The 25,085-nt window shown below is 71.2% G+C and carries 25 protein-coding genes; 11 read left to right on the forward strand and 14 right to left on the reverse strand.

The features are described from left to right. Positions 1-126: 126 nt before the first annotated feature. Entirely contained in the window at positions 127-1,521 is a 1,395-nt protein-coding gene (gene radA / locus RCO28_RS35620; RefSeq protein WP_308945512.1) for a DNA repair protein RadA, read from the forward strand. Between the two features lie 236 nt (positions 1,522-1,757). Beyond that, the gene (gene disA, locus RCO28_RS35625) at positions 1,758-2,882 is read left to right on the forward strand and encodes a DNA integrity scanning diadenylate cyclase DisA (RefSeq protein WP_308945513.1); all 1,125 of its coding nucleotides are present in this window, start codon (positions 1,758-1,760) and stop codon (positions 2,880-2,882) included. A gap of 117 nt (positions 2,883-2,999) precedes the next feature. Here the strand turns inward: disA and RCO28_RS35630 are convergent, their stop codons facing one another. Then, positions 3,000-3,806 (reverse strand): hypothetical protein, encoded by an 807-nt coding sequence (locus RCO28_RS35630; RefSeq protein ID WP_308945514.1) that lies wholly within the window; start codon positions 3,804-3,806, stop codon positions 3,000-3,002. Between the two features lie 192 nt (positions 3,807-3,998). Between RCO28_RS35630 and RCO28_RS35635 the strand changes: the two genes are divergently transcribed. The 6 genes from RCO28_RS35635 (at position 3,999) to cseC (ending at position 9,345) form a co-directional block, all read left to right on the forward strand. Further along, positions 3,999-4,697 carry a phosphatase PAP2 family protein gene (locus RCO28_RS35635; protein ID WP_308945515.1) on the forward strand — a complete coding sequence of 233 codons (699 nt, stop codon included), beginning with the start codon at positions 3,999-4,001 and terminating at the stop codon, positions 4,695-4,697. A 76-nt stretch (positions 4,698-4,773) separates the two neighbouring features. Beyond that, positions 4,774-5,694, forward strand: coding sequence for an A/G-specific adenine glycosylase (locus RCO28_RS35640; RefSeq protein WP_308945516.1), 921 nt, complete (start codon positions 4,774-4,776; stop codon positions 5,692-5,694). Between the two features lie 341 nt (positions 5,695-6,035). Then, positions 6,036-6,584, forward strand: coding sequence for a SigE family RNA polymerase sigma factor (locus tag RCO28_RS35645; protein WP_308945517.1), 549 nt, complete (start codon positions 6,036-6,038; stop codon positions 6,582-6,584). After that, a complete protein-coding gene (locus RCO28_RS35650; protein ID WP_308945518.1) occupies positions 6,572-7,216 on the forward strand; it encodes a hypothetical protein in 645 nt (214 codons plus the stop codon). Before RCO28_RS35645 ends, RCO28_RS35650 begins: the two co-directional genes overlap by 13 nt. Positions 7,217-7,226: 10 nt before the next feature. Beyond that, on the forward strand, positions 7,227-7,946 hold the full coding sequence (cseB, locus tag RCO28_RS35655; protein ID WP_308945519.1) for a two-component system response regulator CseB: 720 nt from the start codon (positions 7,227-7,229) through the stop codon (positions 7,944-7,946). Positions 7,947-7,956: 10 nt separating this feature from the next. Beyond that, positions 7,957-9,345 carry a two-component system sensor histidine kinase CseC gene (gene cseC / locus RCO28_RS35660; protein WP_308945520.1) on the forward strand — a complete coding sequence of 463 codons (1,389 nt, stop codon included), beginning with the start codon at positions 7,957-7,959 and terminating at the stop codon, positions 9,343-9,345. 173 nt (positions 9,346-9,518) lie between these two features. On the opposite strand, the gene RCO28_RS35665 is transcribed toward cseC, so the two are convergent. Next, on the reverse strand, positions 9,519-11,084 hold the full coding sequence (locus RCO28_RS35665) for an MDR family MFS transporter (RefSeq protein ID WP_308945521.1): 1,566 nt from the start codon (positions 11,082-11,084) through the stop codon (positions 9,519-9,521). A 135-nt stretch (positions 11,085-11,219) separates the two neighbouring features. On the opposite strand from RCO28_RS35665, the gene RCO28_RS35670 reads away from it, so the two are divergent. Continuing rightward, positions 11,220-11,810: a helix-turn-helix domain-containing protein gene (locus tag RCO28_RS35670; protein WP_308945522.1), complete on the forward strand. Its 591-nt coding sequence runs from the start codon at positions 11,220-11,222 to the stop codon at positions 11,808-11,810. A 22-nt stretch (positions 11,811-11,832) separates the two neighbouring features. Here RCO28_RS35670 and RCO28_RS35675 read toward each other — a convergent pair whose 3' ends face one another. Next, complete coding sequence (locus RCO28_RS35675; RefSeq protein ID WP_308945523.1) at positions 11,833-12,531, reverse strand: M23 family metallopeptidase; 699 nt, start codon at positions 12,529-12,531, stop codon at positions 11,833-11,835. Between the two features lie 611 nt (positions 12,532-13,142). Next, on the reverse strand, positions 13,143-15,665 hold the full coding sequence (locus tag RCO28_RS35680; RefSeq protein ID WP_308945524.1) for an ATP-dependent Clp protease ATP-binding subunit: 2,523 nt from the start codon (positions 15,663-15,665) through the stop codon (positions 13,143-13,145). Positions 15,666-16,106: 441 nt separating this feature from the next. Here RCO28_RS35680 and RCO28_RS35685 point away from each other — a divergent pair, with 441 nt between their 5' ends. Next, positions 16,107-16,682, forward strand: coding sequence for an SCO3374 family protein (locus tag RCO28_RS35685; RefSeq protein WP_308945525.1), 576 nt, complete (start codon positions 16,107-16,109; stop codon positions 16,680-16,682). Here the strand turns inward: RCO28_RS35685 and RCO28_RS35690 are convergent. From RCO28_RS35690 to panC, 9 genes are all read right to left on the reverse strand, one after another. Continuing rightward, positions 16,661-16,996, reverse strand: a complete 336-nt coding sequence (locus RCO28_RS35690) for an Lsr2 family protein (protein ID WP_308945526.1) — start codon at positions 16,994-16,996, stop codon at positions 16,661-16,663. The genes RCO28_RS35685 and RCO28_RS35690 overlap by 22 nt on opposite strands. Before the next feature lie 232 nt (positions 16,997-17,228). Continuing rightward, complete coding sequence (locus RCO28_RS35695; protein WP_308945527.1) at positions 17,229-17,771, reverse strand: amino-acid N-acetyltransferase; 543 nt, start codon at positions 17,769-17,771, stop codon at positions 17,229-17,231. Positions 17,772-17,780: 9 nt separating this feature from the next. Further along, on the reverse strand, positions 17,781-18,179 hold the full coding sequence (locus RCO28_RS35700; protein ID WP_308945528.1) for a BlaI/MecI/CopY family transcriptional regulator: 399 nt from the start codon (positions 18,177-18,179) through the stop codon (positions 17,781-17,783). A 99-nt stretch (positions 18,180-18,278) separates the two neighbouring features. Next, entirely contained in the window at positions 18,279-18,470 is a 192-nt protein-coding gene (locus tag RCO28_RS35705; RefSeq protein WP_308945529.1) for a hypothetical protein, read from the reverse strand. A gap of 14 nt (positions 18,471-18,484) precedes the next feature. Next, the gene (locus RCO28_RS35710; RefSeq protein ID WP_308945530.1) at positions 18,485-19,114 is read right to left on the reverse strand and encodes a hypothetical protein; all 630 of its coding nucleotides are present in this window, start codon (positions 19,112-19,114) and stop codon (positions 18,485-18,487) included. Between the two features lie 109 nt (positions 19,115-19,223). Further along, on the reverse strand, positions 19,224-20,021 hold the full coding sequence (locus RCO28_RS35715) for a type III pantothenate kinase (protein WP_308945531.1): 798 nt from the start codon (positions 20,019-20,021) through the stop codon (positions 19,224-19,226). After that, positions 20,021-21,028: a carboxylating nicotinate-nucleotide diphosphorylase gene (gene nadC / locus RCO28_RS35720; protein WP_308945532.1), complete on the reverse strand. Its 1,008-nt coding sequence runs from the start codon at positions 21,026-21,028 to the stop codon at positions 20,021-20,023. Before nadC ends, RCO28_RS35715 begins: the two co-directional genes overlap by 1 nt. A gap of 5 nt (positions 21,029-21,033) precedes the next feature. Next, on the reverse strand, positions 21,034-22,770 hold the full coding sequence (locus RCO28_RS35725) for an L-aspartate oxidase (protein ID WP_308945533.1): 1,737 nt from the start codon (positions 22,768-22,770) through the stop codon (positions 21,034-21,036). Further along, positions 22,767-23,762 (reverse strand): pantoate--beta-alanine ligase, encoded by a 996-nt coding sequence (gene panC, locus RCO28_RS35730; protein ID WP_374991313.1) that lies wholly within the window; start codon positions 23,760-23,762, stop codon positions 22,767-22,769. Before panC ends, RCO28_RS35725 begins: the two co-directional genes overlap by 4 nt. Between panC and RCO28_RS35735 the strand changes: the two genes are divergently transcribed. Then, positions 23,733-23,993: a hypothetical protein gene (locus RCO28_RS35735; protein ID WP_308945570.1), complete on the forward strand. Its 261-nt coding sequence runs from the start codon at positions 23,733-23,735 to the stop codon at positions 23,991-23,993. The two genes, panC and RCO28_RS35735, sit on opposite strands and share 30 nt — an antisense overlap. Here RCO28_RS35735 and RCO28_RS35740 read toward each other — a convergent pair. Continuing rightward, positions 23,954-24,910, reverse strand: a complete 957-nt coding sequence (locus RCO28_RS35740; RefSeq protein ID WP_308945534.1) for a DUF2520 domain-containing protein — start codon at positions 24,908-24,910, stop codon at positions 23,954-23,956. The genes RCO28_RS35735 and RCO28_RS35740 overlap by 40 nt on opposite strands. Between the last annotated feature and the right edge of the window lie 175 nt (positions 24,911-25,085).

Below are 25,085 nucleotides of genomic sequence, written 5' to 3' on the forward strand. Positions count from 1 at the left end.
CCCCTCATTCCGTCGCAGCGGCAGGGCAGGGGCGCACAGAAGCACGCCCCGGTGCACAGGTACCGCACGGACGCTCACGGCCGCCCCCGGGCCGGATTGTCAGTGGCCCCCGCTACGGTTTCGCACATGGCTGCCCGTGCGAAATCCACCAAGGACCGTCCGTCGTACCGCTGCACGGAGTGCGGCTGGCAGACGGCCAAGTGGCTCGGCCGCTGCCCCGAATGCCAGGCCTGGGGCACGGTCGAGGAGTACGGCGCGCCCGCGGTCCGCACCACCGCCCCCGGCCGCGTCACCAACTCCGCCCTGCCCATCGGCCAGGTCGACGGCCGCCAGGCCACAGCCCGCTCCACCGGTGTGGACGAGCTGGACCGCGTCCTCGGCGGCGGCCTCGTGCCCGGCGCCGTGGTGCTGCTCGCGGGCGAGCCCGGCGTCGGCAAGTCCACCCTGCTGCTCGACGTCGCGGCGAAGGCGGCGAGCGACGAGCACCGCACGCTCTATGTGACGGGCGAGGAGTCCGCGAGCCAGGTCCGGCTGCGCGCCGACCGCATCAACGCCCTGGACGACCACCTGTATCTGGCCGCCGAGACCGATCTCTCCGCCGTCCTCGGGCACTTGGACGCGGTCAAGCCCTCCCTGCTGATCCTGGACTCGGTGCAGACGGTCGCCTCGCCGGAGATCGACGGCGCCCCCGGCGGCATGGCCCAGGTGCGCGAGGTCGCGGGCGCCCTGATCCGCGCCTCCAAGGAACGCGGCATGTCCACGCTCCTCGTCGGCCACGTCACGAAGGACGGCAACATCGCGGGCCCCCGCCTCCTGGAGCACCTGGTGGACGTGGTGCTGTCCTTCGAGGGCGACCGGCACGCGCGCCTGCGCCTGGTCCGCGGCGTCAAGAACCGTTACGGGGCGACGGACGAGGTCGGCTGCTTCGAACTGCACGACGAGGGCATCACCGGACTCGCCGACCCCAGCGGCCTGTTCCTCACCCGCCGCGCCGAGCCGGTCCCCGGCACCTGCCTGACCGTCACCCTGGAAGGCCGCCGCCCGCTGGTCGCCGAGGTCCAGGCCCTGACGGTCGACTCGCAGATCCCCTCCCCCCGGCGTACGACGTCCGGCCTGGAGACCTCCCGGGTCTCGATGATGCTCGCCGTGCTCGAACAGCGCGGCCGGATCAGCGCCCTGGGCAAACGCGACATCTACAGCGCGACGGTCGGCGGAGTGAAGCTCTCCGAGCCCGCCGCCGACCTCGCGGTGGCCCTCGCCCTGGCGAGCGCCGCGAGCGACACCCCGCTGCCGAAGAACCTGGTCGCGATCGGCGAGGTCGGCCTGGCGGGCGAGGTCCGCAGGGTCACGGGCGTCCAGCGCAGACTGACCGAGGCCCACCGCCTGGGCTTCACGCACGCGCTCGTGCCGAGCGACCCGGGCAAGGTCCCGGCCGGCATGAAGGTCACCGAGGTCGCCGACATGGGGGACGCACTGCGAGTCCTGCCGAGGACCCGCCGCAGAGAGCCCAAGGAGGGCTAGACCCTCACCACCCGGGTAGACGCACCCCGCCCCCGCGTCCGGCGTGTGTGCCGGGCGACTCGGGCCCGGAGGGTGGGGGAAGGACTCTGCGGACATGGCCTGGGACCGCCGGTAGACTTTGCCCCGGTCTCGCCCATCCGTACGAACCAGGGGCCGTACGAGCAAGGGGCGTACGGCACCGCGGACCAGGTGTTCGTACCCACCGAGGGCAAGGAAACCGCGACCGGAGGAGTGCAGTGGCAGCCAATGACCGGGCGGCAGCTCCCGGCAAGTCGGGCGGGAGCTCCGGCTCCGATGGGCTGATGCGCGCCTCGCTGAGCGCGGTCGCGCCCGGCACCGGGCTGCGCGACGGCCTGGAGCGCATCCTCCGCGGCAACACCGGCGGACTCATCGTGCTCGGCTCGGACAAGACCGTCGAGACGATGTGCACGGGCGGCTTCGTCCTCGACGTGGAGTTCACCGCGACGCGACTGCGCGAGCTCTGCAAGCTCGACGGCGGCATCGTCGTCTCGTCGGACCTCTCCAAGATCCTGCGGGCCGGCGTCCAGCTCGTACCGGACCCGACGATCCCCACCGAGGAGACCGGCACCCGGCACCGCACCGCGGACCGGGTCAGCAAGCAGGTCGGGTTCCCGGTGGTCTCGGTCTCCCAGTCGATGCGCCTGATCGCGCTGTACGTCGACGGGCAGCGCCGCGTCCTGGAGGACTCCGCCGCGATCCTGTCCCGCGCCAACCAGGCCCTGGCCACGCTCGAGCGGTACAAGCTCCGCCTGGACGAGGTCGCGGGCACGCTCTCCGCCCTGGAGATCGAGGACCTGGTGACGGTCCGGGACGTGACGGCGGTCGCCCAGCGCCTGGAGATGGTCCGCCGCATCGCCACGGAGATCGCCGAGTACGTGGTGGAGCTCGGCACCGACGGCCGGCTTCTCGCCCTGCAGCTGGACGAGTTGATCGCGGGCGTCGAGCCGGAGCGCGAACTCGTCGTACGGGACTACGTCCCCGCGCCGACCGCGAAGCGCTCCCGCACGGTCGAGGAAGCGCTGCACGAACTGAACGAGCTCACCCACCCCGAGCTGCTCGAACTGTCCACCGTGGCAAGGGCGTTGGGATACACGGGGTCACCCGAAACGCTCGACGCGGCGGTCTCGCCGCGCGGCTTCCGGCTCCTCGCGAAGGTGCCGCGGCTGCCCGGCGCGATCATCGACCGCCTGGTGGAGCACTTCGGCGGCCTGCAGAAGCTGCTCGCGGCGAGCGTGGACGACCTGCAGGCGGTGGACGGCGTCGGCGAGGCCCGCGCGCGAAGCGTCCGCGAGGGGCTGTCCCGGCTCGCGGAGTCCTCGATTCTTGAGCGGTACGTGTAGCGGTACGTGTAGCGGTACGTGTAGCGGTACGTGTAGCGGTACGTGTAGCGGTACGTGTAGCGGTACGTGTAGCGGTACGTGCAGTCGCGCGCGGCCCACGTAGGGCCGGCGCGAGCCTCACGCCTCCTTGAGCACGAACGAAGCCCGCGCCGTGGGCAGACCCGGCGTCTTCGCCTCGACCAAGTACGTGCCGGGCTCGGCCGATCCGGGGCGCGGCGTGGCGCACTCCTTCTCGCTCGGCTTGCGGTCCCACTCGACGGCGTGTGTGAACTTGCCGCCCTGGGCCACCTTCAGGAACACATGGGCGGGGCCGACCGGGCAGTCGTCCGAGGCCCACAGGACGTCGCCGCCGTCGGCCTGAGTGATCGTCAGGATCGTTCCCTCGGGACCGACATCGACCTTGCAGTGGCTGGCCGAGGTGTTCTCGGCGATCAGCTCGAACTTCGGCTTCTCGCCCGGCTCGTACTCGTTGCGGACACTGCGCAGGGTCCACATCACCTGGGCCGGCGTGCAGTTGGCGAGCGCCGCGCCCGCGGGAACCCGCGTACCGGAACCGTCAGCGACGCCGTTCTCCCCCACGTCGCCCGTGGCGCCGCCGGCGCCGCCCGAGTCCCCGCCCGCACCCGAACCGGAGCCCGAACCGGAACCGGAACCGCCGCCCGAACCGCCGCTCTCGCCCGACTCATCGCGCCCGCCCGGCTGTTCACTGATGGCGGGGCCGGAACCGGAAGGTCCGGGAGTGATGGAGGGCGCGGGTCCCTTGCCGTCCGGCGTGCCCGATCCGCCGGCGCCGCTGCCGCCCCCGCCCGTGACGGCCCAGACGGCGAGCAGCGCGAGCACCGCGACCATGGACAGCAGAACCGCCCTCCGTCGCCAGTAGATGGAGGAGGGAAGCGGCCCGATCGGATTGCGCAGAGATCCCACGGCCCAAACCTTACGAGAGATCGGCCCCAACTCCCGCCCCCACCCGCCGCCCTGGGCCCGGACTTTTACGGATCATCAGCCCGGAGGGCCCCCTCGGCCGGCCCGGAACATGACTTTCGTAGGGTGCGTTCCTGGTCGTTCGCGGGATGTGGCTGGTCGGAGCGGCCCGTAGCGTCCACGACCATGGATGGCATGGAAAGCAACACTCCGGTCGACACCTCCGACCTCTATCGCGACATCACCGGCTTCGCCCACGACACCCCGACCTGGCTGCAGACCGTGGCCGAAGTGTGGACCGAGGCCGGGCTGTTGCTCTTCGGCGTGCTCTTCGTGGTGGCCTGGTGGCGTGCGCGGCGCGGCGATCCGCGCGCCCTGGCGATATCGGTCCTGGCGCCGCTCGGCACCGCTTTCGCCTATGTGGTCAGCGAGTTGTCCAAGTCGGTGGTGGACGAGGAGCGGCCGTGCCGGGCCGTCGCGGGTGCGGCGGCGTCCCTGGTGGAGTGTCCGCCGGTGGGCGACTGGTCCTTCCCCAGCAACCACTCCACGATCGCGGGCGCCGCCGCCGTCGCCCTGGTCCTCGCCTGGCGCTCGCTTGCCTGGCTGACGCTGCCGATGGCGGTCCTGATGGCCTTCTCCCGGGTCTTCGTCGGCGTGCACTACCCGCACGACGTGGCGGTCGGCCTGCTGCTCGGCGCGCTCGTGGCGTTCCTCGTGGTCCGCGTCGGCGCCCGTCCCGGCGCGCGGGTCGTCGTGGCGATGCGCGGTTCGTCAACGGGCGTGGTGCGCTGGTTCGCCGGTCCCGGTGACGCCGCCGTACGCGGTGACGCAGGCGGTGCGTACGTGTCTGCGGCCCCGCAGCCCGGCGCGCACCAGGGCGAGCGGACCCCCTGAGGCGACAGGGCGGCGGACGGTGTACGGCACGGCGATGTCCCCGCCGTCAACTCGCCCGTGGCAGACTCGCCGTGCCATGACTGCGACCGCTTCCACACCTCAAGCACCCGACGCTCCCGACGCGTCGCACTCGCTCCACACGCCCGTCATCGCGTGGTTCGAGGCGCACGCACGCGACCTGCCCTGGCGCCGCCCCGACGCGGGCCCGTGGGGCGTGATGGTCAGCGAGTTCATGCTGCAGCAGACCCCGGTCAGCCGGGTCCTGCCGGTGTACGAGCAGTGGCTCGCGCGCTGGCCGCGCCCCGCCGACCTGGCCAAGGAGCCGCCCGGTGAGGCGGTCCGCGCCTGGGGCCGGCTCGGCTACCCGCGCCGCGCACTGCGGCTGCACGGCGCCGCCGTGGCGATAACGGAACGGCACGGCGGCGACGTACCGCGCAGACACGCGCAGCTGCTCGCGCTGCCCGGCATCGGGGAGTACACGGCGGCGGCCGTGGCCTCCTTCGCGTACGGGCAGCGGCATGCGGTGCTCGACACGAACGTGCGCCGGGTGTTCGCGCGGGCGGCGACCGGCGTGCAGTACCCGCCGAACGCCACCACCGCCGCCGAGCGCAAGCTGGCCCGCGCGCTGCTGCCCGAGGACGAGTCGACGGCCGCGCGCTGGGCGGCCGCCTCCATGGAGCTGGGCGCGCTGGTCTGCACGGCGAAGAACGAGGACTGCGCGCGCTGCCCGATCGCCGGCCAGTGCGCCTGGCGCCTCGCCGGAAAGCCCCCGCACGAAGGCCCCGCCCGGCGCGGCCAGACGTACGCGGGCACCGACCGGCAGGTGCGCGGCAAGCTGCTCGCCGTGCTGCGGGAGGCCGTGGCCCCGGTGCCGCAGGCCACGCTCGACCGGGTGTGGGACGAGCCGGTGCAGCGGGCCCGCGCCCTGGACGGTCTGGTGGCGGACGGCCTGGTCGAGCCGCTGCCGGGCGGTCTGTACCGGCTGCCGCTGAGCTGAGCCCCGTAACCACCGCGCGTGAACTGACCCGTACGCTCTGCCCCTTCGAGGCCCGCACGACTCCGGTCGCGCGGGCCTTTGCCTTGGGGTCCGTGTGGCGCGTACGCCTGGAAATCCTTTCCCTACGCCGTCCCTACACCGTGCGAATCCGGGCTGATCAGGCATACCACCGGGGATTTTCAGGGGCCGCTTACCCCTGTTACACAACCGAGGGGTAGCCGTGCGCCTGCCGCAGGCTGCTTCGCGAAGCGCCGTTACACCGCCTCCGTAGCTTCGGAGATGTACCGGAGAGAGATCCGGTTCCAGTTCGGATGCAGGTGTGAGAACGGAGGCGGTTGAGAATGGCGCACGGCGAGGTGCTCGAATTCGAGGAGTACGTCCGTACGCGGCAGGACGCCCTGCTGCGCAGCGCCCGCCGCCTCGTGCCCGACCCGGTGGACGCCCAGGACCTGCTGCAGACAGCGCTCGTGCGGACGTACCACCGCTGGGACGGGATCGCCGACAAGCGGCTCGCGGACGCCTACCTCCGCCGCGTGATGATCAATACGCGGACCGAGTGGTGGCGGGCCCGGCGCCTTGAGGAGGTGCCCACCGAGCAGCTGCCGGACGCCAGCGTCGACGACTCCACCGAGCAGCACGCCGACCGCGCCCTCCTGATGGACGTGCTCAAGGTCCTCGCCCCCAAGCAGCGCAGCGTGGTCGTACTGCGACACTGGGAGCAGATGTCGACCGAGGAGACGGCTGCCGCCCTCGGAATGTCGGCCGGTACGGTCAAGAGCACGCTGCACCGGGCGCTCGCCCGCCTCCGCCAGGAGCTGGAGAGCCGCAACGCCGAGACCGGCCCCGGCGGCGTGCTCGGAGTTAAGGAGCGGGAGCGTTGCACGGCCTGAAACGGCTCGGCGGACCCAGAGGACCCAAGGCGGGGAGTGCGGCGGCGCTCGCCGCCCTCGGCCTTTGCCTGGCCACCCTCGTCTCCTGCAGCACGGGCGGCACCGGCACGCGTGACGAGGGCCCGGCCCGCAGCGACCAGCTGGCGCAGGGCTCCCCCGCCCCGTCCGCCAGGCCCGGCAAGGAGCACGCGGTCGACCCGGTGCGCCTCGTGCGCGAGGACCCCCAGGTCAGCAAGGCGGTCAAGGCCGATCTGAAGCCGTGCGCGGGCGACTCGTACCCGGTCGACGTCAGCTACGGGAACCTGACCGGCGGATCCCGCAACGACGTCGTGGTGAACGTCCTGACCTGCGGTGACGCCATCGGCATCGGGGCGTACGTCTATCGCGCCAAGGGGGGTGCGTACGAGAATGTGTTCCGCACCGAGCAGCCCGCGTCGTACGCGGAGATCGACCGGGACGGACTGACCGTCACGCGGCAGACGTACGAGAAGGACGACTCGGTGGCCTTGCCCTCCGGTGAGGACATCACCCTCTACGAATGGCGTGACGACGCCTTCGTGCAGACCAGGCACTGGACCAACCGATACGGCAGCGCGGGCGGCGACGTCAGACCCGCGCCCGAGGAGAACTGAGAGCGAGCGGATGGCCGAGCAGACCCATGTCCTGTTCGTCGAGGACGACGACGTCATCCGCGAAGCGACGCAGCTCGCCCTTGAGCGCGACGGCTTCGTGGTCACCGCCATGCCGGACGGCCTGTCGGGCCTGGAGGCGTTCCGGTCGAACCAGCCGGACATCGCCCTGCTCGACGTGATGGTGCCGGGGCTCGACGGCGTCTCGCTGTGCCGGCGCATCCGGGACGAGTCCACGGTGCCGGTGATCATGCTGTCGGCGCGGGCCGACTCCATCGACGTGGTCCTCGGCCTGGAGGCCGGCGCCGACGACTACGTGACGAAGCCGTTCGACGGCGCTGTGCTCGTCGCCCGTATCCGCGCCGTGCTGCGCCGGTTCGGGCACGCGGGCGGCCCGGGCAACGGCTCGGGCGGTGCCGGGGACGAGGGTGCCGGGCAGGTGAGCGGGGGCGTGCTCGCCTTCGGCGACCTGGAGGTGGACACGGAGGGCATGGAGGTGCGGCGCGGCGGTGCGCACGTCGCCCTGACGCCCACCGAGATGCGCCTGCTCCTGGAGTTCTCGGCGGCGCCCGGCACGGTCCTCTCCCGCGACAAGCTCCTGGAGCGGGTGTGGGACTACGGCTGGGGCGGGGACACCCGCGTCGTCGACGTCCATGTGCAGCGGCTGCGCACCAAGATCGGCCAGGACCGGATCGAGACCGTCCGCGGCTTCGGCTACAAGCTCAAGGGATGACGCGCAGGCGATGAGGCGGACCGGGGTGCGGCTGAGCGGGCGGGGGCGGATCGGGCGGAGGCTGTCCGGGCTGCGCCTCACCGAACTGCCCAAGGGGCTGCGCACGGGCCTGCGCTGGAAGCTCAGCGCGGCGATCGCGCTGGTCGGCGCCCTGGTGGCGGTCGCGCTCAGCCTCGTCGTCCACAACGCCGCGCGGGTCTCGATGCTGGACAACGCCCGCGACCTGCAGGACACCCAGCTCCAGATGGCCCAGCGGCTGTACGAGTCCTCGAAGAGCCCGCGCCTGCAGAGCAAGATCGACGACCCCGAGCTGCCGCCCGAGCTGCGCGCCAAGGCCGAGGCCGGCCGCCGCGCCACCTACGTCCAGGAGACCGACGGCGCCCCCGACATATGGGCCGCGACCCCGGTGAGCGGCGGCCACATCCTCTCCCTGCACTCCCGTTTCACCGACCGCAGCGCCACCGTGATGAAGGACCTCGACCAGGCCCTGATCATCGGCTCGATCGCGGTCGTCTTCGGCGGATGCGCCCTCGGCGTGCTGATCGGCGGCCAGCTCTCCCGCCGCCTGCGCGAGGCCGCGGCCGCCGCGCACATGGTCGCCCAGGGCCAGACCGAGGTCCGGGTGCGGGACGCCATCGGCGGTGTCGTACGCGACGAGACCGACGATCTGGCCCGCGCCGTGGACGCCATGGCCGACGCCCTGAAGCTGCGGTACGAGGCGGAGCGCCGGGTCACCGCCGATATCGCGCACGAGCTGCGCACCCCGGTCACCGGACTGCTCACGGCGGCCGAGCTGCTGCCGGAGGGGCGCCCCAGCGAGCTGGTCAAGGACCGGGCGCAGGCGCTGCGCACCCTGGTCGAGGACGTGCTCGAAGTCGCCCGCCTGGACGGCGCGTCCGAGCGGGCCGAGCTGCAGGACATCACGCTCGGCGAGTTCATCTCGCGCCGGGTGCGGGCCATGTACCCGGACGTGGAGGTGCGGGTGGTGCACGAGTCCGAGGTGACGACCGACCCGCGCCGCCTGGAGCGCATCGTCGGCAACCTCCTCGCCAACGCCACCAAGCACGGCCAGGCGCCCATCGAGATCTCCGTGGAGGGCCGGGTGATCCGGGTACGCGATCACGGCACCGGCTTCCCCGAGGACCTCCTGGCCGACGGGCCCAGCCGCTTCCGCACCGGCTCGACGGACCGAGCGGGCCACGGTCACGGTCTCGGCCTGACCATCGCCGCAGGCCAGGCCCGCGTCCTCGGCGCCCGGCTCACCTTCCGCAACGTCGGCCCTGAGCACGGGAACGGTCCGGCGGAGGGCGCGGTGGCCGTGCTGTGGCTGCCGGAGCACGCGCCGACGAGCACGGGCAGCTATCCGATGCCGGAGCTGGGGAGCCTCGGGGTGAGCTGAGGGCTCGGGGTCCTTTCGACAGGCTCAACGGCGTCCACGGGGTGCACGCCTCCGATGCCGGCACGCCCCACCTGACGATCCGCCCCTGCCGATCCACCCCGCCCGCACACGCGCCGAGGCCCCCGGAGCACGCAGCTCCAGGGGCCTCGACGTACCGCCGGGCGACCGGGCACTCAGGCGGACTCGGCCGCCGGCTCGGACTTCTTCTGGGGGCCCGCTCCCTTGAGCGGCACCTCCTTGACGAACAGCGCCGCGAGGAACGCCAGGACCGCGATCGCCGAGCCGAGCAGGAACGCCCCGTGCGTGCCGGACGACACCGCGAACTGGTAGGCCTCCCGCATCGCGTCCGGCAGCTTCGCCAGGCTCGCCGCGTCCAGCTGGGCGTTGGGCAGCGCGCCGCCGCCACCGGGGACCCGCTCCGCCATCTCGTGGGCGACGCGGTTGTTGAACAGGGCGCCCATGACGGCGACGCCGAAGGAGCTGCCGAGCGTACGGAACAGGGTGGTCGAGGAGGAGGCGACGCCCATGTCCTTCATCTCGACGCTGTTCTGCGCCACCAGCATGGTGATCTGCATCAGGAAGCCCATGCCCGCGCCGAGCACCGCCATGTAGATGCCGGAGGTCAGCTGGGACGTGCCGGTGTCCATCTGGGCGAGCAGGAACAGGCCCGTCACCATCAGGGCGCCACCCGCGATGGGGAAGATCTTGTACTTGCCGCTGTTGGTCGTGACCCGGCCCGCGATCAGCGAGACCACCATCATCGAGAGCAGCATCGGCAGCAGCAGGAGGCCGGAGTTGGTGGCCGAGGCGCCCTGCACGGACTGCTGGTAGAGCGGCAGGAAGAGCACCGCTCCGAACATCACGAAGCCGGTGATGAAGCCGATCACGGACATCAGCGTGAAGTTGCGGCTGCGGAAGATGTGCAGCGGCATGATCGGGTCGGCCGCCCGCGTCTGCGAGTACAGGAACGTGCCGAGCGCCACCACGCCGAGCACGGAGAGGCCGACGATCATGGCCGAGCCCCAGGCGTACTCCGTACCGCCCCAGGTCGTGACCAGGACGATCGCGGTGATGCCGATGGTCAGGAGGGCCGCGCCGAGATAGTCGATCCGGGCCTGCGAGCGCTTCTTCGGCAGGTGCAGGACGATCGTGACCATGGCGAGGGCGATCACGCCGAGCGGCAGGTTGATGTAGAAGGACCAGCGCCAGCCCCAGTTGTCGGTGATGGTGCCGCCGACCAGGGGCCCGCCGATCATGGCGAGCGCCATCACGCCGGCCATCATGCCCTGGTAGCGGCCGCGCTCGCGGGGCGGGATCAGGTCGCCGATGATCGCCATCACGCCGACCATCAGACCGCCGGCGCCGAGGCCCTGGACCGCGCGGAAGCCGATCAACTGGCCCATGTCCTGGGCCATTCCGGAGAGCGCGGAGCCGATCAGGAAGATCACGATCGAGGTGAGGAAGATGCCCTTCCGCCCGTACATGTCGCCGAGCTTGCCCCAGATCGGGGTGGACGCGGCGGTGGCGAGCGTATAGGCGGTGACCACCCAGGACAGGTGCTCAAGGCCGCCCAGCTCGCCCACGATCGTCGGCATCGCAGTGCCGATGATCATGTTGTCCAGCATCGCGAGCAACATCGCGATCATCAGCGCAAGCAGCACCACCCGCACGCTGCGCTTCGGCGGTTCGGCCGCCTGCTTCTCCGGCTCGGCCGCCACCGCGGCCTCGGATATCGCCATCGAGATCACTCCCCGTACTTACTTGCCGCCCGGCTAGTTGGCTACTATGAGGGAAGGTAGACCGTAAACTAGCCGGGCGTCAAGTAAGTTCAGTTCGCGTACGACGACGGCCGAGCGCAGCCGCAGGAGAACACGATGAGCAGCAACGCAGGCGCCCGCCCCCGCCGGGGCAATACGCGGCAGCGGATCCAGGACGTCGCCCTGGAGCTCTTCGCCGAGCGCGGGTACGAGAAGACCTCGCTGCGGGAGATCGCGGAACGGCTCGAGGTCACCAAAGCGGCGCTCTACTACCACTTCAAGACCAAGGAAGACATCCTCGGCAGCCTCTTCGAGGACCTGACGCGGCCGATCGACGAGCTGATCGAGTGGGCCGGCGAGCAGCCGCGCACGCTGGAGACCAAGCAGGAGATCCTGCGCCGCTACAGCGAGGCGCTCGCCGGAGCGGAACGCCTCTTCCGGTTCATGCAGGAGAACCAGGCGACGATGCGGGAGCTGCAGACCGGCGAGGAGTTCAAGGCCCGCATGCTGCGCCTGCTCGACGTCCTGCGCGAACCGGACGCCCCGCTCACCGACCAGGTCCGCTGCTTCAGCGCGCTGTTCTCGATGCACGCCGGGATGTTCGCCCTCAAGGACGTCGAAGGCGACCCCGAGGAGAAGCGCAGGGCCATCCTCGAGGTCGCCACCGATCTGGTCACCCAGGCCCACTCGGGCCGGGAATCCCGCTGAGGAGCGGGCGCGCGCAGACGCCTCAGAAGTTCACGCCGAGGGAGCGCATGAAGCTGGCGGGGTTGATCGCCGTGCCGTAGTTCGCGGCCGTACGGATCTCGAAGTGCAGGTGCGGACCGCTGGAGTTGCCGGTGTTGCCGGAGCGGGCGATCTCCTGGCCGGTCTTCACCTTCTGGCCGATCTTGACGCCGACCTTGGACAGGTGCGCGTACTGCGAGTAGCGGCCGTTGTCGTGCTTGATCACCACGGCGTTGCCGTACGCGGGACCGTCACCGGCGCCGTTGGGGCCGGCCTTGACGACGGTGCCGTTGTGCACGGCGGCGACCTTGGTGCCGACGGGCACGGCGAAGTCCTGGCCGGAGTGCTTGCTCGACCACATGCCGCCGGCCTGGGCGTAGCTGGCGCTCAGCGTGTAGTTCTTGACCGGGTTGCCCCAGCCGGTCGCCTTCTTCTTCGCGGCGGCCTTGGCCTCGGCCTTCTTCTTCGCGGCGGCCTCGGCCTTCTTCGTGGCGGCCTGGGCCTGAGCCTCGGCCTGCGCCTTGACGGCCTGCGCCTCGACAGAGGCGGACGCACCGGTGAAGCCACCGCCCGAGCTCTGCTCGGCGGCCATGGCAACCCCCGCGCCGAGCGTCGCCGCCACGCCGACACCAGCGGCGAGAACGGTCGCCCGGGTACGGAACAGCGACGACTTGGATATGTGGGACTCGGCGCGCTTCGACATCACGGATGACCTCCAGGGGGTGGGGGCGGTCCGGACATCGGCGTCCGGAGCAAAGACATGGGCGGACCCGGCCGACGAACCTCTGCGACCGGGCTGCCCCACCTTGGTAACCCGCCCCCACCGCCGGGCTCAAACAGCCCATCTACTACCAAAGCTCGTATGGAGGCAGGGGAACGATGGCCTCTTGACGCTCTTTGGGCGCCCTTCCGGAGACCTTTGGAAATCATCCTGGAAGTGGTGTTTAGCCCCACTTCAGTAGCTTATTGAGGGACATGAACGCCCTAGTTGCCCCCGACTCGCCCGATTCGGGACTTTAGTCCCGAAGGTTGCCTGCCGAAGGTCCCCCACCCCCCGGGACCGGCGTCGACTATTCCGGCTAGTACCCCTCGAAACGCCTGTGCGTCATGTCACCGCGGGGCAAGATCGAACCCTGCCGGGATGTGACCGGGGCTACTCGTACAGGGGGGGGCGGAGAGGGGCTCGGGGCTCGGTGCGAGCGGCCGAAGGCCAGCAAAAAAGGGGCCGGCCGACTGCCAGCAAAAAAGGGGCCGGCCCCGAACCGATGTCTCGGTTCGGGGCCGGCCCCTTGCTGCCTGCTGGCTACAGCCGACTCAGCCCTTGGTCAGGTCCGGGCCGGAGCCGCCCGCGGCGGCGTCCACCGGCGGCACGTCCGGCAGCGGCGACTTCTCCTCGCCGCGGAAGGTGAAGGTCTGCTGCTCGCCCTCGCCCTCCGTGTCCACGACCACGATGTGACCGGGGCGCAGCTCGCCGAAGAGGATCTTCTCCGACAGGCTGTCCTCGACCTCGCGCTGGATCGTGCGGCGCAGCGGCCGTGCGCCCAGGACCGGGTCGTAACCCTTCTTGGCGAGGAGCTCCTTCGCGGACTGGGAGAGCTCGATGCCCATGTCCCGGTCCTTCAGGCGCTCGTCCACCTTGTCGATCATCAGGTCGACGATCCGCAGGATGTCGGCCTGGCTGAGCTGCGGGAAGACGACGACGTCGTCGACACGGTTGAGGAACTCGGGGCGGAAGTGCTGCTTGAGCTCGTCCGAGACCTTGTTCTTCATGCGCTCGTAGTTGGACTTCGTGTCGCCCTGCGCCGCGAAGCCCAGGTTGAAGCCCTTGGAGATGTCACGGGTGCCGAGGTTGGTCGTCATGATGATGACCGTGTTCTTGAAGTCGACGACCCGGCCCTGGGAGTCGGTCAGGCGACCGTCCTCCAGGATCTGCAGGAGCGAGTTGAAGATGTCCGGGTGGGCCTTCTCGACCTCGTCGAAGAGGACCACGGAGAACGGCTTGCGGCGCACCTTCTCGGTGAGCTGGCCGCCCTCTTCGTACCCGACGTAGCCGGGGGGCGAGCCGAAGAGGCGCGAGACCGTGTGCTTCTCGCTGAACTCCGACATGTCGAGGGAGATCATCGCGTCCTCGTCGCCGAAGAGGAACTCGGCGAGCGCCTTGGACAGCTCGGTCTTACCGACACCGGACGGGCCGGCGAAGATGAACGAACCGCCGGGGCGCTTCGGGTCCTTGAGGCCCGCGCGCGTACGCCGGATGGCCTTGGAGAGCGCCTTGACCGCGTCGTTCTGGCCGATGACGCGCTTGTGCAGCTCGTCCTCCATGCGCAGCAGACGCGAGGACTCCTCCTCGGTCAGCTTGAAGACCGGGATGCCGGTGGCGGTCGCGAGGACCTCGGCGATCAGATCGCCGTCGACCTCGGCGACGACGTCCATGTCGCCGGCCTTCCACTCCTTCTCCCGCTTGGCCTTGGCGGACAGGAGCTGCTTCTCCTTGTCCCGCAGCGAGGCGGCCTTCTCGAAGTCCTGCGAGTCGATCGCGGACTCCTTGTCGCGGCGGACTCCGGCGATCTTCTCGTCGAACTCGCGGAGGTCCGGCGGCGCGGTCATCCGGCGGATGCGCATCCGGGAACCGGCCTCGTCGATCAGGTCGATCGCCTTGTCCGGCAGGAAGCGGTCCGAGATGTACCGGTCGGCCAGGGTCGCGGCCTGGACGAGGGCCTCGTCGGTGATGGACACACGGTGGTGCGCCTCGTACCGGTCGCGCAGGCCCTTGAGGATCTCGATGGTGTGCGGCAGCGACGGCTCCGCGACCTGGATCGGCTGGAAGCGGCGCTCGAGCGCGGCGTCCTTCTCCAGGTACTTGCGGTACTCGTCGAGCGTCGTCGCACCGATGGTCTGCAGCTCACCGCGGGCCAGCATCGGCTTGAGGATGCTGGCGGCGTCGATGGCGCCCTCGGCGGCACCCGCACCCACGAGCGTGTGCAGCTCGTCGATGAACAGGATGATGTCGCCGCGGGTGCGGATCTCCTTGAGGACCTTCTTCAGGCGCTCCTCGAAGTCACCGCGGTAGCGGGAGCCCGCGACCAGCGCGCCCAGGTCGAGGGTGTAGAGGTGCTTGTCCTTGAGGGTCTCGGGCACCTCGCCCTTGACGATGGCCTGGGCGAGGCCCTCGACGACGGCGGTCTTGCCGACGCCGGGCTCACCGATCAGGACCGGGTTGTTCTTCGTACGGCGGGACAGCACCTGCATGACCCGCTCGATCTCCTTCTCGCGCCCGATGACCGGGTCGAGCTTGGACTCACGAGCGGCCTGGGTGAGGTTCCGGCCGAACTGGTCGAGGACCAGGGACGTGGAGGGCGTGCCCTCGGCAGGACCGCCGGCGGTGGCGGTCTCCTTGCCCTGGTAACCGGAGAGCAGCTGGATGACCTGCTGCCGCACCCGGTTGAGATCGGCGCCCAGCTTCACGAGGACCTGGGCGGCGACGCCCTCGCCCTCGCGGATCAGGCCGAGCAGGATGTGCTCCGTGCCGATGTAGTTGTGGCCCAGCTGAAGAGCCTCGCGGAGCGACAGCTCCAGGACCTTCTTGGCACGAGGGGTGAAGGGGATGTGCCCGGACGGGGCCTGCTGGCCCTGGCCGATGATCTCCTCCACCTGCTGGCGGACCGCCTCGAGCGAAATCCCGAGGCTCTCCAGGGCCTTAGCGGCGACACCCTCACCCTCGTGGATCAGGCCCAGGAGGATGTGCTCGGTGCCGATGTAATTGTGGTTGAGCATCCGGGCTTCTTCCTGAGCCAGGACGACAACCCGCCGCGCGCGGTCGGTGAACCTCTCGAACATCGTTAATCGCTCCTCAGAGCGGTCAGGCAGTAGAGGGGTCGGTCCCCTCCCTGTCCTTCCGCAGCTTAGTCCCGCAAGCGGGGACCGCTCATTCCAACTGCCGACACCCGGCCCTACTTCCCGGAGGATCTCCTGCCACGAACGCCGACATCTGCTCCAACCCGATGGTGCGAGACGATGTTCCCGCAGGCCAGGCAGTTACCCCCATCGCCAGTACGCCGATGGCGAACGTGAGACGTCCGAGCCTGCGTGTCGCCCCTCCCCACTAGGGATGTCTTACCCGTAGGGACTGACACTCCATGCGGCGCGCACCGGTTCCCTCCGCTACGGGCGAACACCCTTGCGCCCCCTTAGCTCTGCGAGCGCCCCGAATTCGGGCACAGTAAGCAGCCAGTCACGCACGCTGCGTAACCCAAGGCGCTCTTGAGAGTTGCTCCAGGCATGTCGCCCGCGATCCCGCTCCCGCGCGAACCGGCCGCCGCTCCCGGCGATCCGGTGCAGCAGTGGTACGAGAACGAGCTCGGCTGGGCGACGGCCGCGGGGCCGCCGGCTCAGCTGGTGGCGGGGCTGCGCTTCGACGTCCTCGAGGTCCCGGCCGACGCGGGCTTCGCCGTCCTGCGGCGGCTCGGCGCCAAGGCCGCGACGGGTCCGGTGGCGCTCGACGGGAACACGGTGCGGTTCCTGGTCGCCGCGGGCAGCGCGGACGAGCTGCCGGGGCTGCTCGAATGGCTCGAGTGGGGCGGCCTCGCGAGGGATCTGCGGGCCGTGGGGGCGGGCTGCCTGGTGCCCGCACCGCTGCCGCCCGGCCGGCCCGGCCCCCGGGAAGCCGCCGTCTGGCTGCGGCCCCCCGGTCCGGGGCGCGAGGTGGAGCCGACCCTGCCGACACTGTCGGCTCTCACCGGTCTCGGGAAGGGTGCGGGCACTCCCGATCTCGTACGACTCGTGGATACGGCGGCGACTCAGTGCCACCGGCTCCGGTTGCTGCGCGCGAGCGCTCAGCCGTTGGCCTTCTCGTAGGCCTCACGGATCGAGGCGGGGACGCGGCCGCGGTCGTTGACCTCGTAGCCGTTCTCCTTCGCCCACGCGCGGATCTGTGCGGTGTTCTCGCTACCGCCGGAAGCGGCGCGCGCCTTGCCGCGGCCGCCCGCGGAACGGCCTCCGGTGCGACGGCCACCCTTCACGTAGGGCTCGAGGAGACCCCGGAGCTTGTCCGCGTTGGCGGTGGTGAGGTCAATCTCGTACTGCTTGCCGTCCAGAGCGAACGTCACGGTCTCGTCCGCCTCGCCGCCGTCGAGGTCGTCGACAAGAAGGACCTGAACCTTCTGTGCCACCGGATTTCCTTTCATCGATAACTTCAGGTCCCGCTACCGTCAGCGCGTCCGCCGCAGTTTCCCGGGCCCGGTTATATGGAGTACGTCGGAAAGCAAACCGCTTTTGCCGGAAAAACACAAACCCCCGGTTGAGACCGAGACCTCAAGAGCCCTTGAAACGTGCGCGTTTCGGACATAGCACCGCCGCAGACCGGTAGTGATCTCAACGGCCCGTATAAACCGAGGCGCATGCTCAGAGGTGCAGAAGCATGCGGCTGTTCCCCAAGGTGTTGGGTTTCACTCGTTCGAGACCGAGGAACTCCGCGACGCCTTCGTCATAGGACCGAAGCAGCTCGCTGTAGACATCTGTGTCGACCGGAGTCTCACCGATCTCCACGAAGCCGTGCTTGACGAAGAAGTCCACTTCGAAGGTGAGACAGAAAACCTTGCGCACACCGAGCCAGCGGGCGGTCTGCACCAACTTGCCGAGCAGTTGATGCCCCACGCCGGAACCCTTGACATCGGAGTTCACGGCGAGCGTGCGTACTTCGGCGAGGTCTTCCCACATCACGTGCAGCGCACCGCAGCCGACGACCTGTGCGTTGTCGTCGCGTTCCGCGACCCAGAACTCCTGGATGTCCTCGTAAAGCGTCACCGTGGCTTTGTCGAGGAGGATGCCGTCGCCCGAGTAGGAGTCGATGAGGTCACGCACGGCGGGGACATCGCTGGTACGTGCCCTGCGGATGGTGACGGGTTTTGCGGGTGCATCGGGATACGCGGGGATCTCTGCTGGCATGTCCGGACGCTATCGCCCTGTGCCACCCTCTGCCGCGCCGGGGTTCTCCGGTCCCTGCACCATGCGAACGGCGTCGTTGAGGGCCTCGCGCTGTTCCGGCGACATCATGCCGAAGAAGGCGACGAGCGCGGCTGCGGGGTTGTCGCTCTGCGACCAGGCGTCGTTCATCAGGGCGGCGGAGTAGGCGGCACGTGTGGAGACCGCCTCATATCGATAGGCGCGGCCTTCCGCTTCTCGCCGAACCCAGCCCTTCTGATGGAGATTGTCCAATACGGTCATGACCGTCGTGTAGGCGATGGACCGTTCCTGCTGAAGGTCTTCCAGGACTTCTCGAACCGTGACCGGGCGGTTCCACTTCCAAACCCGCGTCATCACGACGTCTTCGAGTTCTCCCAAGGGGCGAGGCACACCTGAAGAATAGTGGGAGTTGTCCCGATTTCGGGAGCAAAAAGGGCGTACGGCTCGAAAATAAGTGAGCCGTACGCACGGGATGCTGCTGGGGGACGGTCAGGCGTCGCCGGTCTTCGGGGTGGCCTGCTGCGCCTGGCGGACACTCTCGGCGCGGGCGACCGCGGCGTCCACGGCCTCGTCCTCCTTGGCCTTGTTGGCGCCGCCCTGGGTCTTGACGATCGTCACGATGAGAGCGGCGAAGAAGACCGCCATCACTACGGGGGGCAGGAGCGCGGAGACGTAGTCCATGCCCCCCAGCGTAGCTATCCGGCGGCGAGCTTCTGCGGCGGGGAGGCCGGTTCGTCGCTCTCGCCGGGTGCCGCAGGGCGGCGCTTGGGCGGGAAGACCTCGGCGGGGGTGGGTACGGGACGGGGCGGGTTGGTGCGCTGCGGCGGCGCCGGCTTCTTCGGGTCCGCGGCGGGCTTGCCGTCCTCGGCGCGCCCGCCGGGCAGGGCGAGCAGCCGTCTGCGCGAGGCCGGCACCCGCGGGGTTGCCACCGGCTCCGTGCGTACGTCGTGCTCCGCGAGGGCGCGGCAGCGGTCGAGGAGGGCGGCGGCGAGGGGGTTGCCGCGCAGGGCGCGCAGGGCGGCCAGGTCGTCCACCTCCGGGCGGTGGCCGGCCGCGAGGGCGTCGGCGAGGAGCTGGAGATAGCCGGCGGCGGTGCCGGGGAGTGCGGCGCGGTAGCGGCCGAGGTCGGCGAGGAGGAAGGCGCGCAGCCGGACCGCCTCGTCGATGGCCTCGTTGATGCCGTCGGAGAGGTCCAGGCAGTCCTGGACGTCGGCGACGGAGGCGGCCTTGCTGGGATGGAGGGCGACGGCGAGGGCGCGTCGGAGCACACGCAGCTCGTCCGCGCTGAACGCCATGCCGCCGTGGGATCCGTATGGCGTGGGCATGGGCCGACGATACGCGCTAATCGGACAAAATCGACTAAATGGTGAGGTGGCGCGCCGGGCGCGCACGTGTGCCGCGCGCGCCCGTACGACCGTGTCTCGCGCCTGTGCCTCAGCTGCGCGCGACGTTGCGCTCGTGGACCAGGCGGAGGCCGATCAGAGTCAGCCACGGCTCGTGCTCGTCGATCACCGTGGACTCGCCGAGGACCATCGGGGCCAGGCCGCCGGTGGCGATCACGGTGACGTCCTCGGGGTCGTCGGCCAGCTCGCGGGCCATGCGGTTGACGACGCCGTCGACCTGGCCCGCGAAGCCGTAGAGGATGCCGGACTGCATCGCCTCGACGGTGTTCTTGCCGATCACGCTGCGCGGGCGGGCCAGCTCGATCTTGCGGAGCTGGGCGCCGCGCACCCCGAGGGCGTCGACGGAGATCTCGATGCCGGGGGCGATCGCGCCGCCCGCGTACTCCCCGCGCGCGGAGACCGCGTCGAACGTCGTCGCCGTGCCGAAGTCGACGACGATCGCCGGGCCGCCGTAGAGCTCGACGGCCGCGACCGCGTTGATGATGCGGTCCGCGCCGACCTCCTTGGGGTTGTCCATCAGGATCGGCACGCCGGTCTTGATGCCGGGCTCGACCAGGACGGCCGGGACGTCGCCGTAGTAGCGGCGGGTGACCTCGCGCAGCTCGTGCAGGACCGAGGGGACGGTGGCGCAGATCGCGATGCCGTCGATGCCGTCGCCGAGCTCCTCGCCGAGCAGTGGGTGCATGCCCATGAGGCCGTTGAGCAGGACGGCGAGTTCGTCGGCGGTGCGGCGGGCGTCGGTGGAGATGCGCCAGTGCTCGACGATCTCCTCGCCGTCGAAGAGGCCGAGCACGGTGTGGGTGTTGCCCACGTCGATGGTCAGCAGCATCAGGCGGTCTCCCCCGCGCTGTGCTCCTCCGCGTCGGCCTCGCGCAGGTCGAGGCCGATGTCGAGGATGCGCGACGAGTGCGTGAGGGCGCCCACCGCCAGGTAGTCGACGCCCGTCTCCGCGTACGTGCGGGCGTTGTCCAGGGCCAGGCGGCCGGAGGACTCCAGGAGCGCGCGGCCGGCCACCAGGGCGACGGCCTCCTCGGTCTCGGCGGGCGTGAAGTTGTCCAGGAGGATCAGGTCCGCGCCCGCGTCGAGCACCTCGCGCAGCTGGTGCAGGGTGTCGACCTCCACCTCGATCGGCAGCTCGGGGAAGCGCTCGCGTACGGCGGTGAAGGCCTGGGCCACGCCGCCGGCCGCGACCACGTGGTTGTCCTTGACCAGGGCGGCGTCCGAGAGGGACATCCGGTGGTTGACGCCGCCGCCGCAGCGCACCGCGAACTTCTCCAGGGCGCGCAGACCGGGGGTGGTCTTGCGGGTGTCCCGCACCTTGGCCTTCGTACCGTCCAGAACGTCCGCCCACGCGCGCGTGGCGGTGGCGATGCCGGAGAGGCGGCACAGGATGTTCAGGGCGCTGCGCTCGCCGGTCAGCAGGTCGCGGGTGCGGGTGGTGACGCTGAGCAGCTTCTGGCCGGCCTGGACGCGGTCGCCGTCCTCGACGTGCCGCTCGACCTCGAAGGCCTCCGTGCAGACCACCGAGAGGACCGCCTCGGCGACCCTGAGGCCCGCCACGACGCCGTCCTCGCGGGCGGTGAAGTCACCGGTGGCGACGGCCTCCTCGGGGATGGTGGCGACCGAGGTGACGTCCACGCCGCCGTCGAGGTCCTCGGCGAGCGCCATGTGGGCGATGTCCTCTACGAGGACGGGGTCGAGGCCGTCCTGGACGATGAGGGCGGCGAGCGCGGGGTCGAGGCCGCACTCCATGACTGCCTCGTCGGCGTCCGCCGAACAGCCGCAGGAGTCGCCGCAGCCGCCGGTCTCGGCGAGGGGGAGGTCGGGGGTGCTCACTTCGGTCACTGCTCCTGGGGAGGGGTCGGCTGCGGCCGGGTCGGGAACGGCCCGGTCGGCGGGAAGTCCGCGGTCTCGGTGCGGTGCACCGCGAGGGTGCGGTCGGGGCGGAGGCGTACGACGAGGTGGCGGCGCCAGTCGGTGTCGTCGCGGTCGGCGTGGTCCTCGCGCCAGTGGCAGCCGCGGGTCTCCTCACGGCGCAGGGCTGCGGCGACCAGCACGCGCGCGACGCACAGGAGGTTGGTGGCCTCCCAGGTGTCGGTGCCGGGCTCGGCGGTCTTGCCGTGCTCGGCGAGCGCGTCCCGGGCGGCCGCGTGGACCGCGTCGAGCTGCTCGGCCGCCTCCTTGAGGGAGTCGGCGGAGCGCAGCACTCCGGCGCCCCGGGTCATGATCCGCTGGATGGTGAGGCGGGCCTCGGACGGCAGCAGCGGGTGCGCGGGCGGCTCGGCCTGCGGCACGGGCGCGGGGACGCGGCTCGCCGGGGTGTCGCGGGCGATGTCGGCGGCGATGCTCTCGGCGTAGACCAGGCCCTCAAGCAGGGAGTTGGAGGCCAGCCGGTTGGCTCCATGCACGCCGGTGCAGGCGACCTCGCCGCAGGCGTACAGGCCCGGGACCGTCGTACGGCCGTGCCGGTCGGTGCGGACGCCGCCGGAGGCGTAGTGCGCGGCGGGGGCGACCGGGATGGGCTGGGTGACCGGGTCGATGCCGTGGGCGCGGCAGGCGGCGAGGATCGTCGGGAACCGGCTCGCCCACATGTCGGCGCCGAAGTGCCTGGCGTCCAAGTACATGTGCTCGGCGCCCACTTCCTGCATGCGGCGCATGATGCCCTTCGCCACGATGTCCCGCGGCGCCAGCTCGGCCAGCTCGTGCTGCCCCACCATGAAGCGCACGCCGTCCGCGTCCACGAGGTGGGCGCCCTCGCCGCGCACCGCCTCGGAGACCAGGGGCTGCTGACCCTCCGCGTCCGGGCCGAGGAACAGCACCGTGGGGTGGAACTGGACGAACTCCAGGTCGCTGACCTCGGCGCCCGCGCGCAGCGCCAGGGCCACGCCGTCCCCGGTCGACACCGCGGGGTTGGTCGTCGCCGAGAAGACCTGGCCCATGCCGCCGGTCGCGAGGACCACCGCGCGCGCGTGCACCGCGCCCACGCCGTCGTGCTGGCCCTCGCCCATGACGTGCAGGGTGACGCCGGCCGCGTGGCCGTCGGCGTCCGTCAACAGGTCCAGTACGAGGGCGTTCTCGATGGTTTCGATGCCCCGCGCGCGTACCGCCTCGACCAGGGCGCGGGAGATCTCCGCGCCGGTGGCGTCGCCGCCCGCGTGTGCGATGCGGCGGCGGTGGTGGCCGCCCTCGCGCGTGAGGGCGATCTCGCCTCCGTCGGCCTTGTCGAAGTCGGCGCCGGTCTCGATCAACCGCCGCACCGCGTCCGGGCCTTCGGTCACCAGCGTGCGCACGGCCTCCTCGTCGCACAGGCCCGCGCCCGCCACCAGGGTGTCGTCCAGGTGCTGTTCGGGGCTGTCGCCCTCGCCGAGCGCCGCCGCGATGCCGCCCTGGGCCCAGCGCGTGGAGCCGTCGTCCAGGCGGGCCTTGGTGACGACGACGGTACGCAGACCGCTCGCCGCGCAGCGCAGGGCCGCCGTCAGCCCGGCCACGCCGGAGCCGACCACGATCACGTCGGCCGCGCGGGCCCAGCCGGGGGCCGGCGCGTGCAGCCGTATGCCGGTGGTTGCGGGGGCGGTCATACGGCGGCTCCGGGGGCCTCGTCGGTTCCTGCGGGGGTGGGCGATGGGGTGTCCCGGGGGCTTTCCTCAGAGGTGTCCTCGGGGGCGAACGTCAGGGGCACGTTGTCGATCAGGCGGGTCGTGCCCACCCGCGCGGCGACCGCGAGGACGGCTTCGCCGGTGAACCCGTCCGGTACCTCGGTGAAGTCGGACGGGTCGACGAGCGCCAGATAGTCCAGGACCAGCGGGGGCCGCAGCCGCGCGGCGTCGTCGAGCACCGCGCGGGCGGCGGTGCGCACGGCGCTCGGGCAGCGGAGCGCGGCCTGGGACACCGCGTGCGCGTCGGCGGCGGCGCGGGCCTCGCCGAGCGCGGTCAGGGCATCGGCACGCGCGCGTGAGGCGGGGGCCGCCTGGGCGCGCGCGGAGAGTGCCTGCTGCGCGGCGAGCCGCTCCCGGCCCGCGAACAGGGCCGTGGACAGGGCGAGTGCCGTGCGCCGCTCGCCCGCCGCGAGGTAGCGGTTGCGGCTGGACAGGGCCAGTCCGTCCGGCTCGCGCACCGTCGGTACGCCGACGATCTCGACCGGGAAGTTCAGGTCCCGCACCATGCGCCGGATCAGGGCGAGTTGCTGGGCGTCCTTCTCGCCGTACAGGGCGAGGTCGGGCGCCGTGAGGTGCAGGAGTTTGGCGACGACGGTGAGCATGCCGTCGAAGTGGCCGGGGCGCGCGGCGCCTTCGAGGCGCTCCCCCATCGGGCCCGCGCTGATCCGCACCTGCGGTTCGCCGCCCGGGTAGACCTCGTCCACGCCAGGGGCGAACACCACGTCCGCGCCTGCCTGTTCGGCCACCTTGAGGTCGGCTTCGAGGGTGCGCGGGTAGCGGTCGAGGTCCTCGCCGGCGCCGAACTGGAGGGGGTTCACGAAGACCGTGACGACGACCTGGCCGTGCGGGCCCGCCACATCGCGCGCGTGCCGGACGAGCGTCGCGTGGCCCTCGTGCAGGGCACCCATGGTCATGACGACCGCGCGATCGCCTTCGTGGGTGAGCGCGCGGAGTTCGGCGGCGCTGTGCAGGAGCCGCGGCTGACGCTTCTTTTGCGGCTGTCGCGGGTGTTGCGGGTGTTGCGGCTGCTGTGTCTGCGGCGGCTGTTGCGTCGGTCGCGTCTGCTCCGGCTGTTCTGTCTGCTGCGCCTGCTGCGGCTGTTCTGTCATCGGGAGTCCCCGTCCGTGCCGGTCGTCGGGCCCTGAGCCGGGCCGGTCTCGGCGGCGAGCACGCCCAGGAGCTCCTCGGCGAGCTCCGGCTTGAGCATGCCGTGGGCCAGGGCGCGGTCGGCGGTGGCGCGGGCCATCGCCAGGTACCCGGCGACGGTGCCGGGCGCGTGCTTGCGGAGCTCGGCGACATGCGCCGCGACCGTGCCCGCGTCCCCGCGCGCGACCGGGCCTGTGAGCGCCGCGTCCCCGGACCGCAGGGCGTTGTCGAGGGCCGCGCCGAGCAGCGGGCCGAGCATGCGGTCAGGGGCGCCGACGCCCGCCTGGCGCAGCAGCTCCATGGCCTCGGCGACCAGGGTGACCAGGTGGTTCGCCCCGAGCGCGAGCGCCGCGTGGTAGAGCGGGCGGGCCGACTCCTCGATCCACTCGGGCTCGCCGCCCATCTCGATGACCAGGGCCTCGGCGGCGAGCCGCAGCTCCTCGGGCGCCGTCACCCCGAACGAGCACCCGGCGAGCCGCTGCACGTCCACGGGGGTGCCGGTGAACGTCATGGCGGGGTGCAGGGCGAGCGGCAGGCCGCCGGCGCGGAGCGCGGGTTCGAGCACGCCCACGCCGTACCGCCCCGAGGTGTGCACGATCAGCTGGCCGGGACGGACGGCGCCGGTCTCGGCGAGCCCTTCGACCAGGCCCGGCAGGGCGTCGTCGGGAACGGTGAGCAGGACCAGCTCGGAGCGGGCGAGCACGTCGGCGGGCGAGACGACCGGCACGTCGGGGAGGAGCGCCGCGGCCCGGCGCACCGAGGCGTCGGAGACTCCGGACACGGCCACCGGGCGGTGTCCGGCGAGCTGCAGCGAGGCCGCGAGGGCGGGTCCTACGCGGCCGGCTCCGACCACGCCGACTGCCAGCCGGGCCGGTCGATCCGCTGGATTCTGGGGTTCCGCATGCGGTGTGTTCACTCGACGAGCGCCTTCCGTTCCAGTCCGCTCGGGGTACCGGACGATTTCTCGTCATGCTAACGCGAGGGGGTTTCCGCGGTCGCCGGCTGTCCACAGGCTGTGCGGTTCGTACGACTGGTGCGGCGGCCGTTGTCCACAGGCCGACGGTTGTCCACAGGGTGTGGGAAAACCGCAT

This window comes from Streptomyces sp. LHD-70, assembly GCF_031157275.1.
Lineage (GTDB): Bacteria > Actinomycetota > Actinomycetes > Streptomycetales > Streptomycetaceae > Streptomyces.

What these genes read in the sequence shown, in the direction of transcription:
- radA (WP_308945512.1), top strand. Translation starts at nt 127, where the DNA reads ATGGCTGCCCGTGCGAAATCCACCAAGGACCGTCCGTCGTACCGCTGC.
- RCO28_RS35635 (WP_308945515.1), top strand. Translation starts at nt 3,999, where the DNA reads ATGGAAAGCAACACTCCGGTCGACACCTCCGACCTCTATCGCGACATC.
- RCO28_RS35640 (WP_308945516.1), top strand. Translation starts at nt 4,774, where the DNA reads ATGACTGCGACCGCTTCCACACCTCAAGCACCCGACGCTCCCGACGCG.
- RCO28_RS35645 (WP_308945517.1), top strand. Translation starts at nt 6,036, where the DNA reads ATGGCGCACGGCGAGGTGCTCGAATTCGAGGAGTACGTCCGTACGCGG.
- cseB (WP_308945519.1), top strand. Translation starts at nt 7,227, where the DNA reads ATGGCCGAGCAGACCCATGTCCTGTTCGTCGAGGACGACGACGTCATC.
- cseC (WP_308945520.1), top strand. Translation starts at nt 7,957, where the DNA reads ATGAGGCGGACCGGGGTGCGGCTGAGCGGGCGGGGGCGGATCGGGCGG.
- RCO28_RS35665 (WP_308945521.1), bottom strand. Translation starts at nt 11,084, where the DNA reads ATGGCGATATCCGAGGCCGCGGTGGCGGCCGAGCCGGAGAAGCAGGCG.
- RCO28_RS35670 (WP_308945522.1), top strand. Translation starts at nt 11,220, where the DNA reads ATGAGCAGCAACGCAGGCGCCCGCCCCCGCCGGGGCAATACGCGGCAG.
- RCO28_RS35675 (WP_308945523.1), bottom strand. Translation starts at nt 12,531, where the DNA reads ATGTCGAAGCGCGCCGAGTCCCACATATCCAAGTCGTCGCTGTTCCGT.
- RCO28_RS35680 (WP_308945524.1), bottom strand. Translation starts at nt 15,665, where the DNA reads ATGTTCGAGAGGTTCACCGACCGCGCGCGGCGGGTTGTCGTCCTGGCT.
- RCO28_RS35685 (WP_308945525.1), top strand. Translation starts at nt 16,107, where the DNA reads ATGTCGCCCGCGATCCCGCTCCCGCGCGAACCGGCCGCCGCTCCCGGC.
- RCO28_RS35695 (WP_308945527.1), bottom strand. Translation starts at nt 17,771, where the DNA reads ATGCCAGCAGAGATCCCCGCGTATCCCGATGCACCCGCAAAACCCGTC.
- RCO28_RS35705 (WP_308945529.1), bottom strand. Translation starts at nt 18,470, where the DNA reads ATGGACTACGTCTCCGCGCTCCTGCCCCCCGTAGTGATGGCGGTCTTC.
- RCO28_RS35710 (WP_308945530.1), bottom strand. Translation starts at nt 19,114, where the DNA reads ATGCCCACGCCATACGGATCCCACGGCGGCATGGCGTTCAGCGCGGAC.
- RCO28_RS35715 (WP_308945531.1), bottom strand. Translation starts at nt 20,021, where the DNA reads ATGCTGCTGACCATCGACGTGGGCAACACCCACACCGTGCTCGGCCTC.
- RCO28_RS35725 (WP_308945533.1), bottom strand. Translation starts at nt 22,770, where the DNA reads ATGACCGCCCCCGCAACCACCGGCATACGGCTGCACGCGCCGGCCCCC.
- panC (WP_374991313.1), bottom strand. Translation starts at nt 23,762, where the DNA reads ATGACCATGGGTGCCCTGCACGAGGGCCACGCGACGCTCGTCCGGCAC.